Source organism: Streptomyces sp. NPDC006259 (genome assembly GCF_042870975.1).
In the GTDB taxonomy this organism is placed as follows: Bacteria; Actinomycetota; Actinomycetes; order Streptomycetales; family Streptomycetaceae; genus Streptomyces.
On sequence record NZ_JBIAHY010000005.1, the window covers coordinates 557,535 to 573,397 of the forward strand.

The following is a 15,863-nucleotide window of genomic DNA, read 5'->3' on the forward strand; positions in this document are numbered from 1 at the left end:
CGCGAGGGCGGGGTCCCGGCGGAGCCGCGTCGCATGGCCTCTACTCCTGCTTCTCGCCGGAGGCGAAGCGGGAGATGATCAGCGCGACGATGATAATGGCCCCGTTGAGGAACTGGTTCCACAGCGGCGGCACGCCCGCCAACGTCATGACATTGACGACGAGTTGCAGGGTCAGGACGCCGGTGAGAGCGCCGAACACCGACCCTTTGCCGCCATTGAGGCTGACCCCGCCGATGACGGTCGCGGCGAAGACCTGGAAGATCCAGCCGCTGCCCTGGGTGGCGGAGATGGAGCCGTAGTGCCCGCTGTAGAGGATACCGGCGAACGCGGCGAGCACGCTGCCGAGGATGAGGACGACCCACACGATCCGGTCGACGCGGATGCCGGCGGTGCGGGCGGCCTCGGCGTTGCCGCCGATCGCGTACAGCGCCCGTCCATGGCGCAGCCAGGCCAGTGCGCCGCCGCCGAGAGCGAACAGCAGCGCGCAGATCCAGATGGCAGCCGGCATGCCCAGCCAGGACGCCTTGCCCAGGTAGGTGAAGGACGAGGGCAGTTCCACGATGGACTGGCCCTCGGACAGCGCCACTTGGAGGCCGCGCAGCATGGTGAGACCGCCGAGGGTGACGATGAACCCGTTCAGTCGGAGCTTGAGGATGAGGAAGCCGTTGACGGCGCCGATCACCGCTCCGACGGCCAGGCACAGCGGGACCGCCGTCCACTCGGGGAACAGTCCGAGCCCGGTGAAGCGCCCTCCGGTGCTGGGCAGCACCAGCCATACGGCGATGACAGGGGCGACGCCGATCGTGGACTCCAGCGACAGGTCCATCCGCCCGCAGATCAGGATCAGTGCGGTGGCGAGGACCAGGAGGCTCAGCTCCGTGGACTGCTGGGCCACGCCGATGAGGTTGTCGGCGGTGAGGAAGGCCGGCGAGACGATGAACCCGATCAGGCCCAGCACCAGGATGGCGGGAACGAGCGACAGTTCTCGGAATCTGCCGAGGCCGAGCCGGCGGCGAGGGGTGGTCTCCGCGGCGGGCTGCTTCTCCGCCACGGTGGCTTCGGTGGCGTCTGTGGTGGCGGACATGGCTACCTTCCGTGCTCGTGTCGCGAGGGGGCGGTCTGTTCGGTGGGGGACACGGCGGGCGTTCCGGACACGCCTTCCATGGCGGCGACCAGGTGTTCGTCCTTCCAGCCGCGGTCGAACTCCGCGACCACCTGTCCGTGGAACATGACGATCACGCGGTCGCACACCTTGAGGTCGTCCAGCTCGTCGGAGACGATCAGGGCCGCCCTACCGCCGTCCGCCACCTGGCGGATGCGGCTGAGGAGGAACTCCTTGGACTTGACGTCGACCCCGTTGGTGGGCCGGATGGCCACCAGGACCCGCGGATCGGTGGCCAGCGCGCGGGCGACGACGACCTTTTGTTGATTGCCGCCGGACAGGGCGGAGACCGCGGTGGCTGCCCCCGGCGTCTTGATGTCGAGGCTCTGGATCATGCGTTGGGCGAAGGACCTGGTGCGTGAGGGCAGCACGGTGCCGTACGGACCCAACTGGTCGGTGACGGTCAGCGTCGCGTTCTCCGCGACACTGCGGTTGTTGACCAGACCCTGTAGGTGGCGGTCCTCGGGGACCAGCCCGACCCCCGCGGCGAGCGCCCGCGGCACACTGCCGGTACGGACCTCACGGCCGCCCACCGAGATCCGGCCGGCATCGGCGCGGTGCAGACCTGCGACGGTCTCGCCCAGCTGTACGTTTCCGCTGGTGGCAGCACCGGCCAGCCCCACCACTTCGCCCGCTCGCACGGCCAGGGACAGGTCGCGGCAGGCGCCGGACAGGGTCAGGCCCTCGATCGTCAGCAGCTCCTCGGCGTCGGGCCGCACGGCCGCGGAGCCGGCCGCGGCCGCCGGGGAAGCCGTCTCACCGGTCATGGCTTCCACCAGGGCCTGGTGACCGAGTTCGGCCACGGGCGCGGTCAGGATGTGGGCTGCGTCCCGGTAGACGGTGACCGTGGCGCACAGGTCGTAGACCTCTTGCAGATGGTGAGAGATGAAGAGGAAGGCGACACCCTGCCGCTGGAGGTCGCGGAGCTTGTCGAACAGACGCGCGATGCCGCGGGCGTCCAGCTTCGCGGTCGGCTCGTCGAGGATGATGAACCGGGCGCCGAAGGACAGCGCCCGTGCGATCTCGATGAACTGCCGCTGCTCGACGGTGAGGTCCTTCGCCCGGGCGGCCGGGTCGATGTCCACCCCGTACTCGCCGAGCAGCTGCGCGGCCCGCTGCCGCAGCTGGTTCCAGCGGATGGGCCGCAGCGCGGTGGGGCTCTGCCGGTCCAGGAAGAGGTTTTCCGCCACGCTCAGCTCTTGGATGATCGTGGACCGCTGGTAGACGCAGGCGACACGGGAGCGCCACGCGTCGGTGTCGACGAAAGCGGGTGCCGGCTCGCCCGAGAAGCGCAACGACCCGGTGTCCGGCTGCTGGAGGCCGGTGAGGATGGACACGAGCGTGGACTTGCCCGCGCCGTTGCGTCCCACCAAGGCGTGCGACTCGCCCGGGGCGATGGTGATGCGGGCGTCGCGCAGTGCGACGGTGGCGCCGAACCGTTTGCTGATCCCGGTCGCCTCGACCACCGGGGCCTGGCCGCCCGCGCCGTTCGTCGGGGCGGTCGCGGTGTCCGCCATGGTGAATACCGTCCTTCTGTCGAGTTCGGGGGACGTGTCGAGCGAGGCGGAGGGACGAGATGCCGCCCGTCCCTCCGCTCGGCCGTCGGCCGGTCGGTCACCGGCTGATGTTGTTGCCCCACAGGGACGTGTCTTCCACGTTCTCCTTGGTCACCAGTGGTGCTGCCAGCTGGTCCTCCAGGCCGTTCGGGAGCTTCACGATGGTGGAGTCGTGGTCCGTCGGACCCGGCTCGAACGTCTTGCCCTCGGCTGCCGCCTGCGCGTAGAAGATGGCGTACTTGGCGTACAGGTCGGCGGGCTGGGAGATGGTGGCGTCGATCCGGCCCTTGCGGATCGCGTCGAACTCCTGCGGGATGCCGTCGTTGGAGATGATGCTGATGTGGCCCTTCTCGCCGGCCGGCTTGAGCAGGCCCTTCTGCTCCAGCAGCGCCAGGGTCGGCTGGAGGAAGACGCCGCCCGCCTGCATGTAGATGCCGTTGAGGTCGGGGTGCTGGGCGAGCAGGCTCTGCAGCTTGGCGGAGGCGACGTCGCCCTTCCAGTCGGTGGGCAGCTCGAAGACCGCGATGTCGGGGAACTTGTCCTTCATGCAGGCGGCGAACGCCTCGGATCGGTCGCGTCCGTTGATGGAGTCCAGGGCCCCCTGGAGTTCGGCCACCTTGCCCTTGCCGCCCAGCTGCTTGCCGAGGAACTCGCAGGCCTGGGTGCCGTACGCCTTGTTGTCGGCGCGTACGACCATGTAGACGTCGCCCTTGTCCGGTCTGGTGTCGACGCTGACGACCGGGATCTTCTTCGTCCTGAGGGTGTCGAGGGTGGAGGCGACGGCACCGGTGTCCTGGGGCGCCATGACGACGGCCTTGGCTCCGGTGTTCTGGAACACCTGGACGTTGGCGACCAGCTTGGTGACGTCGTTCTGCGAGTTGCTGCGCGGCAGGGCGTTGATGCCGTCGGTCTTGATGTCCTTCTCGATGTACTCCGCGTAGGAGTTCCAGAAGTCGGAGTCCGAGCGGGGCAGGTCGATGCCGATGGCCGGCTTGTCGCCGCCCGAGCCCTGCGTGGACGCCGTGCTCTCCCGGTTGCAGGCGGTGGCGAGGGCCAGCACCGCGAGGACGGCGGTGGCGGCTGCGGCGGTGGAACGAGTACGAGCGAACTTCATGACCGTGTTCTCTCCTTAGCCCGGGCAGGGAGCCGCAGGGCGACGGTGGGACGGAGCGACGGCTTCCCCCGCGGGGGGAGCGGGAAAGGCGTGAGGTCGTCGAAGGAGCGGGAACGGGGCAGCCGTAGCGGGACCACGCTTCCCAGGGGAGGGATGAGGATGAGGCCGATGTCCGAGGCGTTCGCGGCTCAACGGGAAGCAATCGAGTCATCCGATGTCTGCCGGGCGATGAGGACGTTACGGCGAGGTTGCCGAGATTGACAAGGGTTTCTTCCACGATGAGTCGCGGGGCTTCGCGGGCCCCGGGCGACCGGGCGGGTCCGTACGCCCTCCGAGCCCTCGATGACGCTTTTGACCTGGGGTTGTCGTGCGAGTTAGACGCCCGGCGACAGCGTCTTACGATCCGGCAACGTGCCGGCCGCGGCCCGCCCCCGCTCCGGCGCCCGGGTCGGCGGCTGCCTTGACATGCAGAAAGACGACCTGGACCACCAGTTCCCCGGTCCGTACTGGGCCGAAGCGGCGAAGAAGCTCCAAACGAGAACGGTTCGATTCATCGGATGCCACGTCGCCCACCCGATGGCAACCGGCAGGAAACAACGGATCTGTCCCCCTTGTGTCACTCGGTGAAAGGGGCACACCTCCGAGGAATGCATTGCCACTCGCGCTTCTGCCCTCTACAGTCGCCATGACATCAGACATCGGATGACTTGCGGGATGGCGCGTCTTCTCACCACGTCCCGCCCTCCCGGCCCGGGCGCGCCGAAGTCGGCCCGTGGGCCGACGCAACCGGTCGCCACCCACCCACACCCACCCACCCACCGCAAGGGAGCTGTTCCCGTTGAAACTGCTACGTCTTGGAGCTCCCGGTGAGGAGCGGCCTGCCGTCCGAACCGAGGACGGCCGACTGCTCGACGCGTCTCCTGTCACCGCCGACATCGACGGCGCGTTCCTGGGCTCCGGGGGCGTGGAGCGGCTGCGCGCCGCCGTCGCGGAAAGGTCGTTGTCCGAGCTGGACCCCGTCGGCCTGCGGATCGGTGCTCCCGTCGCACGCCCCGGCAAGGTCGTCTGCGTCGGCCTGAACTACCGGGACCATGCGGCCGAGACCGGCGCTTCGATTCCGCCGCGTCCGGTGGTCTTCATGAAGGACCCGAGCACGGTCGTCGGCCCGTACGACGAGGTACTCATCCCGCGCGGCTCCGTGAAGACGGACTGGGAGGTGGAACTCGCCGTCGTCATCGGTCGCCGGGCACGCTACCTCGACGGACCGGAGGCCGCCCGGTCCGTGATCGCGGGCTACGCCGTCAGCCATGACGTGTCGGAACGTGAGTTCCAGTTGGAATACTCCCCGCAATGGGACCTGGGCAAGTCCTGCGAGACCTTCAACCCGCTCGGCCCGTGGCTGGTCACCGCCGACGAGATCGAGGACCCGCAGGACCTCGCACTGCACCTGAGCGTCAACGGTGTGAAGCGGCAGCAGGGACATACCCGCGACATGATCTTCCCGGTCGACCACATCGTGGCGTACCTGAGCCAGTACATGGTCCTGGAACCGGGTGACGTGATCAACACCGGTACACCCGCGGGCGTTGCCCTCGGCCTGCCCGGCAACCCCTATCTGCGCCGCGGTGACACGGTCGAACTCGCCATCGACGGACTCGGCGGCCAGCGCCAGACCTTCGCCCAAGCCTGAAAGGCAGCCTCCCTTGTCCGCAATCCCCGCCCGGATCGTCGCTGTCGACACCTACGACATCCGGTTCCCCACCTCGCGTGAGCTGGACGGCTCGGATGCGATGAACCCGGATCCCGACTACTCCGCCGCCTATGCGGTGCTGAGTACGGACGCCGGTGACGGGCTCGAAGGCCACGGCTTCACCTTCACCATCGGACGCGGCAACGACGTACAGGTCGCCGCGATCAACGCCCTGCGCCCGCACCTGCTCGGCCGCTCCGTCGACGAGCTGTGCGCCGACCCCGGGTCGCTGAACCGGGACCTCATCGGGGACAGCCAACTGCGCTGGCTCGGCCCCGAGAAGGGCGTGATGCACATGGCGATCGGCGCCGTACTCAACGCCGTATGGGACCTGGCCGCCAAGCGGCAGGGCCAGCCACTGTGGCGGCTGCTCGCTCATGCCGACCCCGAGTGGCTGGCCTCCCAGGTCGACTTCCGCTACATCGCCGACGCCCTCGCCCCCGAGGAGGCCGTACGCCTGCTCACCGAAGGCCGTGTCGGACTGGCGCGGCGCGAGGCCGATCTGCTGGAGCGCGGATACCCCGGCTACACCACCTCGCCCGGCTGGCTCGGCTACTCCGACGACAAGCTCACCCGGCTGGCCGAGCAGGCCGTCGCCGACGGTTTCACCCAGATCAAGTTGAAGGTCGGCGCCAACCTGGAGGACGACGTCCGCCGGATGCGCACCGCCAGAGCCGCCGTCGGCGACGGCATCCGGATCGCCATCGACGCCAACCAGCGCTGGAACGTCGGCGAGGCGATCGAGTGGACGAACGCGCTCACCGTCTTCGACCCGTACTGGATCGAGGAACCCACCAGCCCCGACGACATCCTCGGGCACGCGGCCGTACGCCGGGACGTCGCGCCCGTGAAGGTCGCCACCGGCGAACACGTGCAGAACCGCATCGTCTTCAAGCAGCTGCTGCAGGCCGAAGCCATCGATGTCCTCCAGATCGACGCCGCGCGCGTGGGCGGCGTCAACGAGAACCTGGCGATCCTGCTCCTCGCCGCCAAGTTCGGCGTACCGGTGTGCCCGCACGCCGGCGGCGTGGGGCTGTGCGAGCTTGTCCAGCACCTGTCGATGTTCGACTACCTCGCCCTGTCCGGCACCACCGAGGACCGGGTGATCGAGTACGTCGACCACCTCCACGAGCACTTCACCGACCCTGTGGTGATCCGCGGCGGTCACTACGCCGCGCCGCTCGCACCCGGTTTCTCCGCCACCATGCACGCCACGTCCATCGCCGAGTACCGCTACCCGGACGGCGCCTTCTGGGCCGCCGACCTCGCCGGACAGGAACAGGCCGCATGACCGGGCTGGCAGGACTCCGAGCCCTCGTCACCGGCGGAGCCTCCGGAATCGGGCTGGCCACGGCCCGGACGCTGGCCGCGCAGGGCGCCCGGGTCGCCGTACTCGACCTCGACGCGTCGGCTGCGCAGCCTCCGCTGCGCGGCTTCCAGGCCGACGTCAGTGACGACACGTCGGTGCGGACCGCCGTGGCGGAGGCGGCCACCGAGATGGGCGGCCTCGACATCCTCGTGAACAACGCGGGCATCGGCGCGGCTGGCACCGTGGAGGACAACCCGGACGAACTGTGGCACCGCGTCCTGGACGTCAATGTCCTGGGGATCGTCCGCACCACCCGCGCCGCCCTGCCGTACCTGCGCCGCTCGGCGAGCGCGGCCGTGGTCAACACCTGCTCCATCGCCGCCACCGCCGGACTGCCGCAGCGCGCCCTGTACTCCGCGAGCAAAGGCGCCGTGCTCTCGCTCACCCTGGCCATGGCCGCCGACCACGTCCGCGAGGGGATCCGCGTCAACTGCGTGAACCCCGGCACCGCCGACACCCCCTGGGTGGGGCGGCTGCTGGACGCCGCCGACGACCCGGACGCCGAGCGGGCCGCCCTGAACGCCCGCCAGCCCATGGGCCGACTGGTCACGGCGGACGAGGTCGCGGCGGCCATCGCCTACCTGGCGAGCCCCGCCGCCGCCAGCGTCACCGGCACCGCCCTCGCCGTCGACGGCGGCATGCAAGGACTTCGGCTGCGTCCGGCGGCCGGCTCATGAGAACCACCACGCTGGGCACGAGTGGTGTCCGGGTCACGGAACTCGGCTTCGGTGCCGCGGGCATCGGCAACCTGTACCGCCCGGTCACCGACGAGGCCGCCGTCGCCGCGGTGGACGCCGCCTGGGACGCGGGCATCCGCGTCTTCGACACCGCCCCGCACTACGGACTCGGCCTGTCCGAGCGGCGCCTCGGTGCCGCGCTGCGCGGTCGTCCCCGGGGGACGTACACCGTCTCCACCAAGGTCGGCCGGCTGCTGGTGCCGCAGGAGACCGACGGTGACGACCTCGCCAACGGCTTCGCCGTCCCCGCGACCCATCACCGGGTATGGGACTTCAGCGCCGACGGTGTCCTGCGCTCCCTGGAGGCCAGCCTGGAGCGGCTCGGCCTGGACCACGTAGACATCGTCCTGCTGCACGACCCCGACGACCACGCCGAGCGGGCTCTCGGTGAGGCGTACCCCGCATTGGAGCGGCTGCGCGGCGAAGGCGTCGTGGGCGCCATCGGCGTCGGCATGAACCAGACCGCCCTGCTCGCGCGCTTCCTGCGCGAAACGGATGTCGACGCCGTCCTGCTGGCCGGCCGGTACACCCTCCTGGAGCAGCAGGGTCTCGCCGAAGTGCTCCCCGAAGCCGCCGCCCGGGGCAGGAGCGTGCTCGTCGGCGGGGTCTTCAACTCGGGTCTCCTGACCGACCCGCGGCCGAGTGCCACGTACGACTACGCGCCCGTCCCGGAACCCGTCCTGGCCCGGGCGCTGCGACTGAAGGCCGTCACCGAACGCCACGGGGTCCCGTTGCGCGCCGCCGCCCTCCGCTTCCCGTTCGGCCATCCGGCGGTCGCGAGCGTACTGACGGGGGCTCGCTCCGCACACGAGGTGCACGACACCGTCGCACTGCTACGGCGGTCCGTGCCCACCGCCGTCTGGGACGACCTGCGCGCCGAAGGACTCCTGCCCGCCGAGGCGCCTGTTCCGCTGCCGACGAAGGAGTCGTCGTGAGGATCGCCTTGCACACCAAGGTCCGCGCGGACCGTGTCGAGGAGTACGAGGCGGCACACCGCGAGGTCCCCGAGGAACTCACCGCCGCCATCCGCGCCGCAGGAGTGAGCCGGTGGACGATCTGGCGTAGCGGCACCGACCTGTTCCACCTCCTGGAGGCGGACGACTACCCGGCGATGATCGCGGAGCTGGAGAAGCTCCCGGTCAACGCCGCCTGGCAGGCCCGTATGACCGGCCTCCTGGAGGTCGTCCACGACTACTCGGCCGACGGCGCCGACGCCTGCCTGCCCGTGGTGTGGGAGCTGTGAGCGGCATGGCCGCCGGCCAGGGCATCGTGGACGCGCACCACCACGTGTGGGACCTGGCGGTACGCGACCAGGACTGGATCACCGGCGAGGAACTCGCGCCCCTGCGCCGTGACTTCACCCTCGACGACCTGGAACCCGAGGCACGGGCCGTGGGAGTCACCGCCACCGTGCTGGTGCAGACGGTCACCGTGGCGGAGGAGACACCTGAACTCCTGGCCCTGGCCGCGCGGAACGAGTTGGTGGCCGGAGTCGTCGGCTGGACGGACCTGACCGCCCCCGGTGTCGCCGATGCCCTCGCCGGACTGCGGGAGCTGCCGGGCGGCGAGCAGCTGGTGGGCATCCGCCATCAGGTGCAGGGCGAGCCCGATCCGGGGTGGCTGCTCCGCCCGGACGTGCGGAGCGGCCTCGCCTCGGTCGCCGAGGCGGGGCTTGTGTACGACCTCCTGGTCACACCCCATCAGCTGGCGGCCGCCCACGAGGCCGCCCTCCGCCTGCCCGGCTGCACCTTCGTCCTCGACCACCTTGGCAAACCACCCATCGCCTCCGGTGAACTCCACCCCTGGGCGGACGCGGTCCGGCTGCTCGCCTCACTGCCCAACACGGTCTGCAAACTCTCCGGCATGGTCACCGAGGCCGACCGGCCCTGGAGCGTGAACGACCTCAAGCCCTACGCCGACACCGTGCTGGACGCCTTCGGTCCCGAGCGGCTGATGTTCGGCTCCGACTGGCCCGTGTGCCGGCTGGCCGCCACCTATGCCGAGGTCGGCGGCGCTGCCGGTGAGCTGATGGCGGGGCTCAGCCCCGCCGAGCGGCGGGAGGTCTTCGCCGGCACCGCGCTACGCACCTACGGCCTGCCCCTCCACGGGAACTCCCCGCGCGTACAGCCCTCTTCATCACCTGCTTCAACGACACGATGTTCCCGAGCACCGGTCGGGCGGTGATCACACTGCTGGAACGGCTGGGCCACACCGTGGAGTTCCCTCAGCCACAGACCTGCTGCGGCCAGATGCACGTCAACACCGGCTAGCGGCTACCGGCCCGAGACCCTGCCCAAGGTGCGCCGCTTCGCCGAGGTCTTCGAGGAGTACGACGCGGTCGTCACCCGCCTCCGGATCCTGCGCGGGGATGGCGCGCGAGTCACCTTGCCGCTCAGGGCCCGCCCCCTCCAGCCCCCAGCCCCGACGCCCTCGGCGGTCTGGCAGCCGAAACCGGCCGCGGCCCGCACGAACACCCCCTGGAGGAGCTGGAGACCCAGCCTCAGACGGCTCCCACATCGGGACTGTCTGTCCTCTCAGACCGACCGGTCGCTCTACCAGACCAGCATTCCGGGCTTTGTCCATGACGCGACACCGGTCCGGGCCGCCCGGCGGACGAAGACCTCACTCGGCGACGGACGGTGCGTTCCCCAGTTCGTCGATGAGTCGCCGGTAGGTCTCGAAGGCCGGCTTGGGGGTGTAGTCATCGCGCAGGAGGCCGAAGTGGTGGAAGAGTCCCTCGGCGCCGCTGTCGGCGTCTCGCAGGGCGAAGAACGAGTAGCCGTCGATGTTGAGGTCGGCCGCGAGGGCGGCGACGGTCCGGACGACGTTTTCGAGGACAGCGGCCTGTCGCTGCTCGGGGCGGCCCGGTCCGGTGGGCCAGCCGTTCTCGCAGATACGGATGGCGACGGTGTCCGGGATGCCTGCCTTGGGCAGGTCGGTCCGCCGATAGGCGGTGAGGACGGCGGTGACCGCCTCTGTCAGCTGGTCGGCGGCGATGGGCCGGAAGACGTCGGGAAAGAAGTCCAGGCCGACGTAGTCCAGGCTGGCCAGGAAGCGCGCGTCGGCCCGGGCGGCGAGCTCGGACCAGAAGGTGTCGGCCGGATCGAAGGTCGGCACGGCGTTGAAGCCGACCGCGATGGTGTGGCCCAGAGCGCGGGCCTCCTGCTTGGCCGCAACGACTCCCCGAACGAGGGCGTTCAAAACGTTGGGGATGCTGCCGTCCAGGACGGGGAGATCGGCGTTCGGTTCCTCGCAGATCTGCACGGAGGCCAGGTGCGGTTCGTGGGTACGGACGGCTTCGCGGACGAACTCAGGCCACCCGTCCAGTCGCCCTGACGGCTCCCTGAAGGGCAGCACGAGGTCGAGTTTGCGTCCGCCCTCAAGGTACTTCCGAGGGTCGGCGGGCGTGGGCGGCTCCTGCGCCGTCACGGTGGCGGCGAACGGCTGGTAGGCGCGGACCGACAGCGTGGTCGTCGTGCCTTGCAGCGTGTCGAGTGCGTCGGTGATGCGGTCCGGCAGGTCTGGTCGGACCGGGTGGACGATTCCCTTGTCGTCGCCCAGGAGGCCACCCGGATAGATACCGAAGGTCAGAGCCATGAGGTCACTCCTTCCGAAAATCTTGGTGTCACCACAATTTTGTGGCGACGCTATCATTTCCGGTGTGGGACTTCGAGAGACCAAGAAGCAGCAGACCCGCACCGCGATCGCGGACGCGGCCTTGGGCTTGTTCCTGGAGCACGGCTTCGACCAGGTCACGGTCGCCGACGTCGCGCGACACGCGGGGGTGTCCACCAACACCGTGTTCAACTACTTCTCCACCAAGGAGGACCTGTTCTTCGACCGCCAGGCCGAGGCCGAAGGCCATCTCGCCGCGCTCGTACGCGACCGAACGCCGGGCACCTGCCCGGTGGAGGTCGTCCGTGATGACCTGCTGGCCGCGCTGCAGCAGAACGAACCCATGCTGGGACTTCGTCCCGGCGCACTGAGGTTCTGGCAGGTCATCCACGACAGTCCCGCACTGCGCGCACGCGAGCGCGAGATCGGCGAACGTGCCGAGGCCGCCTTGGCGGTGGCCCTGGCCGAGCATCCACCGACGACCGCCAGCCCTGGCAGCAGCGACCTCCCGATGCCCGCGCTTCTCGCGGGGGCCGTCGCCGGGACGTACCGGGCAGTCCTGCGGGAGATCCAACGGCGCGTCATGTCCGGCGAACCCGCCGCACGCGCCCGCGACACGGTCGCCCCGGCAGCACTCCGGGCATTCAACCGGCTGTGCCTCGGACTCCACGCGGACGCCGGTGAAGAGACGTCGCAGACGCGGCAGCCCTCCCGTCAGCCCGGCTGCTGACGACGTCACAAGCCCCGCCCGCTGGGCCTGACGTGCCTGACTGTCTCTTACCTCAATGGACCAGCGTGACCAGCGTGAATGGGCTCCACCTCTAGATAAGGTGCGCTCCGGAGGGGGTCGACGCCGCCACGCTCCACGCTGCTACTGCCGCACATGGGCGCCCGCGTCCGGGCTGTCCTTCCCGTCCTGGGCACCCCGGCCGGCCTCGCAGCCGAAGCGACCGGCGGTACCAGTGCCGGGCTGGGTACCGGATGCGAGATCGGCGCCGGGAATGACGTCGCGGCGTCATCGACCGCCCAGGCATCCGGGCCGGCCTGTGGCACCATCCGCTGGGCGATCCGCCGCCGCACCGGCACCGGATCCCACGTCGACCGATTCACGAACCCGTCGAGCATCAGCCCCCGCAGATGGCAGCCGCCCTTGGCCCGCCGATCCTTCCGCGACACCGAGGCGAACACATCACCGACGAGCAGTGCCAACTGCGCTCGGGCACGGCACACCTCATGGGCGTCCACACCTTCGACGTGCCCCCGAACAGGACCGAGAGGCAGAGGTGACGGAGTCCTGGTAGCGCCCGGCGGCCGGGTGCTCCACCGGCCAGCTCCCGCCCGTCAGATCCTCCGACACCGCCCACGACCGCCGCATCGCTCGCCGTCGCCGACCGTCCGACCAGCGTCGGCCCACCTCGCATCTCGCCCCCTGGTCGGGCCCGACGTAGCTCGCGCCGGGCAGGTCCTGCGTTGCGGCCAACAACGTCGGCAGGGAGCCCGCCTTGTCGTCCTGGGCGTAGAGCCTGCTGCCGACCTGCATGTCACTCCGCCCTCCACTGATGTAAGTGCGGTCGCTCGGCCTCCGACAGCTTTCTCGGCCCCGAGCGCGAACGCGACCGCCAGGTGACCAGCACTGCCGCACGGTCGCGCCAGCCGGCCACCCGCTGGACGGCGGCACCGCTGTCGGCGCGTCCGCCAGCCCCGCCCGGTCAGCACACCGACGCAGCAGCACCGCCCCGGCTTGCCCGGTCAGCCTTTTCCCGTCAGCCGGCGGTCCCACCCTGTACGCTCGACCACCGGAAAGCTGCCTTGGTCCCGCAGCGATATGACTTCGACACCCACATCTTTGCAGGAAGGCGGCTTTCTGCTGTCGGAACGTCAGTCGGCCAATTCCGCTGAATACCCAGGGTCAACGGTACGGCGTACGCCTGTGTGCGTCCCTCTGGGAACCTGATCCGGTCGTCGTCGAAACGTGCGCGACGCAGTCCGCACGAGCGGCGCGCACTGGAGTGCGCGCAGGATGGGAGGACAAGGAATGGTCACGCGTAGAGGATTCATCGACGGGGTGTCAGCGGCCGGTGCGGCAGCGGTTTTCGACGTCGCTCTGCCGGCTGCTGCCACCGCGCGTGCAGGCGCGGGGGAGGAGGTGGCGGATGCCGAGCTGAGGGCCCGTGACGCCATTAGGGCGGCCAACGTCGGTATGCGGGCGAGCTATGCCGCGCTCAAGTCCGAACTGATCAGTCGTCTGAGTCCTGTGATCGTCGTCCAAAATGATGCAAAGGGCGGCAAGTTCACTCTCATCCATGGCGGAAGCGTCCAGGAATCCGCCAACCCGGTACCCGAGCTGTTCGAACTGGCGAAGTCGATCAGCCATGTACCTCAGGGCGTCTTCTCGACCATTGCCGCGTACCTGAGCGACAAGGTGCCCAACCTCCCCAGTGCCGGACGCATCGACCCCCACGACCTGGACATGGTCGCGTTCGAGGGCCCTCGGGCGACCGGTTGGATCAGCCCGCTCCAGCGGTACGCCGCCACGCTCGCCACTGCACGCCGGCAGCTCGGAAAGGCCAATCTGCCACAGGAACTGGAAATCTCCTGCGCGAAGATCCTCGACGAAGCACTCACGTTCATCCGTGATTCCGTGAGAAGCGGAACATTCGACATGGCGTCGTTCGAGGAGTTCTCGGCCAGGACGTACCCCAGTATCCGCACGAACATGAGGTACGCGGCCGCGGCGCAGATCTCCGGTGTGGAAGGTCTCATGCGGAAGTGGCGGGACACGATCGGCGAGGAGTCGTGGAAGGACCTGTATACGGTCGTGCTGTCGATCTGGACGACGTCCGAGCTGAACCAGGCTTCGATCATCATCAGGCGATGCATGAATCCGGCGAAGGTCGCCACCCACCTGATCGACCTGCCGACCGTCGAAGTCCCTCGCGACCCGGTCTTCGTCGCCCTGGACAATCTCGCCCGGATCGTGCAGGACAACGTCTCAGCCGAGATGGTCTTCCCTACCGATCCGGTGATCGCGGACGCCTTCAAGGGCAAGGAGGACTTGCTCTCCGTCGAAATCCTGCATCAGATCGGAGCGAAGGCCGGGGCACCCACGGCCGCACCCTCGGCGGCGTCCGCCTGTCCCATGCAAGAGGAAAACGCTCAGCTGTCGGTTTGACATCGGTGAAGACGCACTGAACGTAGTGAGCATGTTCAGAGGTACCTCCCCGGAGTGAGGACGGCTTTGGCCGCACCGGTGAGCCGGATCGGGCTGCAGCGTGCTGTGCGGAAGAGCCGCCAGATCTTGGGGCGGGGACCATGCCTTGCTCGACGGGATGGCGCAGGCGGGCATGGGCCTCGTTCGACGCGGCCAAGGGCTGCGGCAGCGCGGTCTCTTCCTGCTGGTCGTCCCGTGGTGGCGCGACTGCCGAACGTCCCGGCGTGTCTGGTTCAGCCCTGGAGGGTGGTGAGCCAGTCGGTCAGCAGGCGGTTGACCTCGTCGGGGCGTTCCTGCTGGATCCAGTGGCCGCAGCCTTCCAGCAGGTGGGAGGCGGACAGGGCGGGGAGGGTGGTGGGGTAGGCGTTGATGGCGTCGGCCATCCAGGTGGTGGAGGCGTCCAGGGTGCCGCCGATGAACAGGGACGGCTGCTTGATCGGAGCCCCGCGGTGGGGGGCCAGGTCCTCCCAGTCACGGTCCATGGTGCGGTAGCGGTTGAGGGCGCCGGTCAGGCCGGTGCGCTCGAACTCCGCGGCGTAGACGTCGAGGTCGTCCTCGCTCAGCCAGGCGGGGAGCGGGCCGGCGGGGAAGCGGTCGCGCAGCCGGCCGCCGGGGGTGACGAAGTGCGGGTCGGGCCGGCCCTGGGCGGGCGTGGTGTCGGCGGACAGCGCCGCGTAGAAGCCGGCGAGCCAGCCCCGGACGTCGGGCTCGATCTCCGCCTCGGCGCGGCCGGGCTCCTGGAAGTAGGAGACGTAGAACTCCTGCTCGGGGCCGCCGATCCGGCCGAAGACTTCGGTGGGCCGGGGACCGCCGGGCGGCGCGTAGGGGACGCTCAGCAGGCCGACGGCGCGGAAGACCTCGGGGTGGAGCAGGGCGGAGCAGGCGGCGATGTTGGAGCCCCAGTCGTGGCCGACGACCACCGCGCTCTCCTCACCGAGGGCGCGCACCGTGGCGACGTTGTCCCGCACCAGGTCGAGCATCCGGTAGGCGTCGGTCGCGGCGGGCTTGGAGGAGCGGCCGTAGCCGCGCACGTCGACCGCCACCGCCCGGTAGCCGGCGGCGGCGAGGGCCGGGAGCTGGTGGCGCCAGGAGTACCAGGACTCGGGGAAGCCGTGCACGAGCAGGACCAGCGGGCCGGAGCCCTGCTCGACCAGGTGCAAGCGGCTGGCCGAGGTCTCGATGGTGCGGTGGCGGAGTTCGGCGGTCGGCTCGGGCGGCATGGATTCTCCTGGGTTCGCGGGCAGACGCGGCTACCCGTCGATCATGCGGCGCGGGGGCCTCCCGCCGCCATCGGCGTTGCCGTTCTGGCAAGATCGCAGGTCAGGTCAGGTATGGACAGGGTGGTTGAG

The 15,863-nt window shown here is 69.7% G+C and carries 13 protein-coding genes and 3 pseudogenes; 9 read left to right on the forward strand and 7 right to left on the reverse strand.

Annotated elements, in window-relative coordinates; translation table 11 throughout:
• Positions 1 to 40 precede the first annotated feature (40 nt).
• The 3 genes from ACFYO5_RS23180 to ACFYO5_RS23190 all read right to left on the reverse strand — a co-directional run bounded on the left by ACFYO5_RS23180 (position 41) and on the right by ACFYO5_RS23190 (position 3,832).
• Positions 41 to 1,084, reverse strand: a complete 1,044-nt coding sequence (locus tag ACFYO5_RS23180) for an ABC transporter permease (RefSeq protein WP_388711635.1) — start codon at positions 1,082 to 1,084, stop codon at positions 41 to 43.
• A 2-nt stretch (positions 1,085 to 1,086) separates the two neighbouring features.
• Positions 1,087 to 2,679, reverse strand: coding sequence for a sugar ABC transporter ATP-binding protein (locus tag ACFYO5_RS23185; protein WP_388711638.1), 1,593 nt, complete (start codon positions 2,677 to 2,679; stop codon positions 1,087 to 1,089).
• A 97-nt stretch (positions 2,680 to 2,776) separates the two neighbouring features.
• Positions 2,777 to 3,832, reverse strand: a complete 1,056-nt coding sequence (locus tag ACFYO5_RS23190) for a sugar ABC transporter substrate-binding protein (protein ID WP_388711641.1) — start codon at positions 3,830 to 3,832, stop codon at positions 2,777 to 2,779.
• An 838-nt stretch (positions 3,833 to 4,670) separates the two neighbouring features.
• On the opposite strand from ACFYO5_RS23190, the gene ACFYO5_RS23195 reads away from it, so the two are divergent.
• The 7 genes and pseudogenes from ACFYO5_RS23195 to ACFYO5_RS23225 form a co-directional block, all read left to right on the forward strand.
• Positions 4,671 to 5,522 carry a fumarylacetoacetate hydrolase family protein gene (locus ACFYO5_RS23195; protein WP_388711644.1) on the forward strand — a complete coding sequence of 284 codons (852 nt, stop codon included), beginning with the start codon at positions 4,671 to 4,673 and terminating at the stop codon, positions 5,520 to 5,522.
• Between the two features lie 13 nt (positions 5,523 to 5,535).
• The gene (locus ACFYO5_RS23200) at positions 5,536 to 6,873 is read left to right on the forward strand and encodes an enolase C-terminal domain-like protein (RefSeq protein WP_388711647.1); all 1,338 of its coding nucleotides are present in this window, start codon (positions 5,536 to 5,538) and stop codon (positions 6,871 to 6,873) included.
• Positions 6,870 to 7,628, forward strand: coding sequence for an SDR family NAD(P)-dependent oxidoreductase (locus tag ACFYO5_RS23205; RefSeq protein ID WP_388711650.1), 759 nt, complete (start codon positions 6,870 to 6,872; stop codon positions 7,626 to 7,628). The genes ACFYO5_RS23200 and ACFYO5_RS23205 overlap by 4 nt, the downstream gene beginning before the upstream one ends.
• A complete protein-coding gene (locus tag ACFYO5_RS23210) occupies positions 7,625 to 8,623 on the forward strand; it encodes an aldo/keto reductase (RefSeq protein ID WP_388711653.1) in 999 nt (332 codons plus the stop codon). The genes ACFYO5_RS23205 and ACFYO5_RS23210 overlap by 4 nt, the downstream gene beginning before the upstream one ends.
• Positions 8,620 to 8,931 carry an L-rhamnose mutarotase gene (locus ACFYO5_RS23215; RefSeq protein ID WP_388711656.1) on the forward strand — a complete coding sequence of 104 codons (312 nt, stop codon included), beginning with the start codon at positions 8,620 to 8,622 and terminating at the stop codon, positions 8,929 to 8,931. The genes ACFYO5_RS23210 and ACFYO5_RS23215 overlap by 4 nt, the downstream gene beginning before the upstream one ends.
• A gap of 5 nt (positions 8,932 to 8,936) precedes the next feature.
• Positions 8,937 to 9,872 (forward strand): amidohydrolase family protein, encoded by a 936-nt coding sequence (locus tag ACFYO5_RS23220; protein WP_388712299.1) that lies wholly within the window; start codon positions 8,937 to 8,939, stop codon positions 9,870 to 9,872.
• Positions 9,845 to 10,068 (forward strand): annotated as a pseudogene (locus ACFYO5_RS23225) (heterodisulfide reductase-related iron-sulfur binding cluster); the annotation flags it as partial. The gene ACFYO5_RS23220 and the pseudogene ACFYO5_RS23225, both read left to right, overlap by 28 nt.
• Positions 10,069 to 10,310: 242 nt before the next feature.
• Here ACFYO5_RS23225 and ACFYO5_RS23230 read toward each other — a convergent pair.
• The gene (locus tag ACFYO5_RS23230; protein WP_388711659.1) at positions 10,311 to 11,285 is read right to left on the reverse strand and encodes a hypothetical protein; all 975 of its coding nucleotides are present in this window, start codon (positions 11,283 to 11,285) and stop codon (positions 10,311 to 10,313) included.
• A gap of 64 nt (positions 11,286 to 11,349) precedes the next feature.
• Here ACFYO5_RS23230 and ACFYO5_RS23235 point away from each other — a divergent pair, with 64 nt between their 5' ends.
• A complete protein-coding gene (locus ACFYO5_RS23235) occupies positions 11,350 to 12,033 on the forward strand; it encodes a TetR/AcrR family transcriptional regulator (protein WP_388711662.1) in 684 nt (227 codons plus the stop codon).
• 266 nt (positions 12,034 to 12,299) lie between these two features.
• Here the strand turns inward: ACFYO5_RS23235 and ACFYO5_RS23240 are convergent.
• Positions 12,300 to 12,548, reverse strand: a pseudogene (locus ACFYO5_RS23240) (transposase); the annotation flags it as partial.
• Positions 12,535 to 12,852: pseudogene (locus ACFYO5_RS23245) on the reverse strand (hypothetical protein); the annotation flags it as partial. The pseudogenes ACFYO5_RS23245 and ACFYO5_RS23240, both read right to left, overlap by 14 nt.
• A 486-nt stretch (positions 12,853 to 13,338) precedes the next feature.
• On the opposite strand from ACFYO5_RS23245, the gene ACFYO5_RS23250 reads away from it, so the two are divergent.
• A complete protein-coding gene (locus ACFYO5_RS23250; protein WP_388711665.1) occupies positions 13,339 to 14,475 on the forward strand; it encodes a hypothetical protein in 1,137 nt (378 codons plus the stop codon).
• Between the two features lie 272 nt (positions 14,476 to 14,747).
• On the opposite strand, the gene ACFYO5_RS23255 is transcribed toward ACFYO5_RS23250, so the two are convergent.
• The gene (locus ACFYO5_RS23255; RefSeq protein ID WP_388711668.1) at positions 14,748 to 15,734 is read right to left on the reverse strand and encodes an alpha/beta fold hydrolase; all 987 of its coding nucleotides are present in this window, start codon (positions 15,732 to 15,734) and stop codon (positions 14,748 to 14,750) included.
• Positions 15,735 to 15,863 lie beyond the last annotated feature (129 nt).

What these genes read in the sequence shown, in the direction of transcription:
- ACFYO5_RS23180 (WP_388711635.1), bottom strand. Translation starts at nt 1,084, where the DNA reads ATGTCCGCCACCACAGACGCCACCGAAGCCACCGTGGCGGAGAAGCAG.
- ACFYO5_RS23185 (WP_388711638.1), bottom strand. Translation starts at nt 2,679, where the DNA reads ATGGCGGACACCGCGACCGCCCCGACGAACGGCGCGGGCGGCCAGGCC.
- ACFYO5_RS23190 (WP_388711641.1), bottom strand. Translation starts at nt 3,832, where the DNA reads ATGAAGTTCGCTCGTACTCGTTCCACCGCCGCAGCCGCCACCGCCGTC.
- ACFYO5_RS23205 (WP_388711650.1), top strand. Translation starts at nt 6,870, where the DNA reads ATGACCGGGCTGGCAGGACTCCGAGCCCTCGTCACCGGCGGAGCCTCC.
- ACFYO5_RS23210 (WP_388711653.1), top strand. Translation starts at nt 7,625, where the DNA reads ATGAGAACCACCACGCTGGGCACGAGTGGTGTCCGGGTCACGGAACTC.
- ACFYO5_RS23220 (WP_388712299.1), top strand. Translation starts at nt 8,937, where the DNA reads ATGGCCGCCGGCCAGGGCATCGTGGACGCGCACCACCACGTGTGGGAC.
- ACFYO5_RS23230 (WP_388711659.1), bottom strand. Translation starts at nt 11,285, where the DNA reads ATGGCTCTGACCTTCGGTATCTATCCGGGTGGCCTCCTGGGCGACGAC.
- ACFYO5_RS23250 (WP_388711665.1), top strand. Translation starts at nt 13,339, where the DNA reads ATGGTCACGCGTAGAGGATTCATCGACGGGGTGTCAGCGGCCGGTGCG.
- ACFYO5_RS23255 (WP_388711668.1), bottom strand. Translation starts at nt 15,734, where the DNA reads ATGCCGCCCGAGCCGACCGCCGAACTCCGCCACCGCACCATCGAGACC.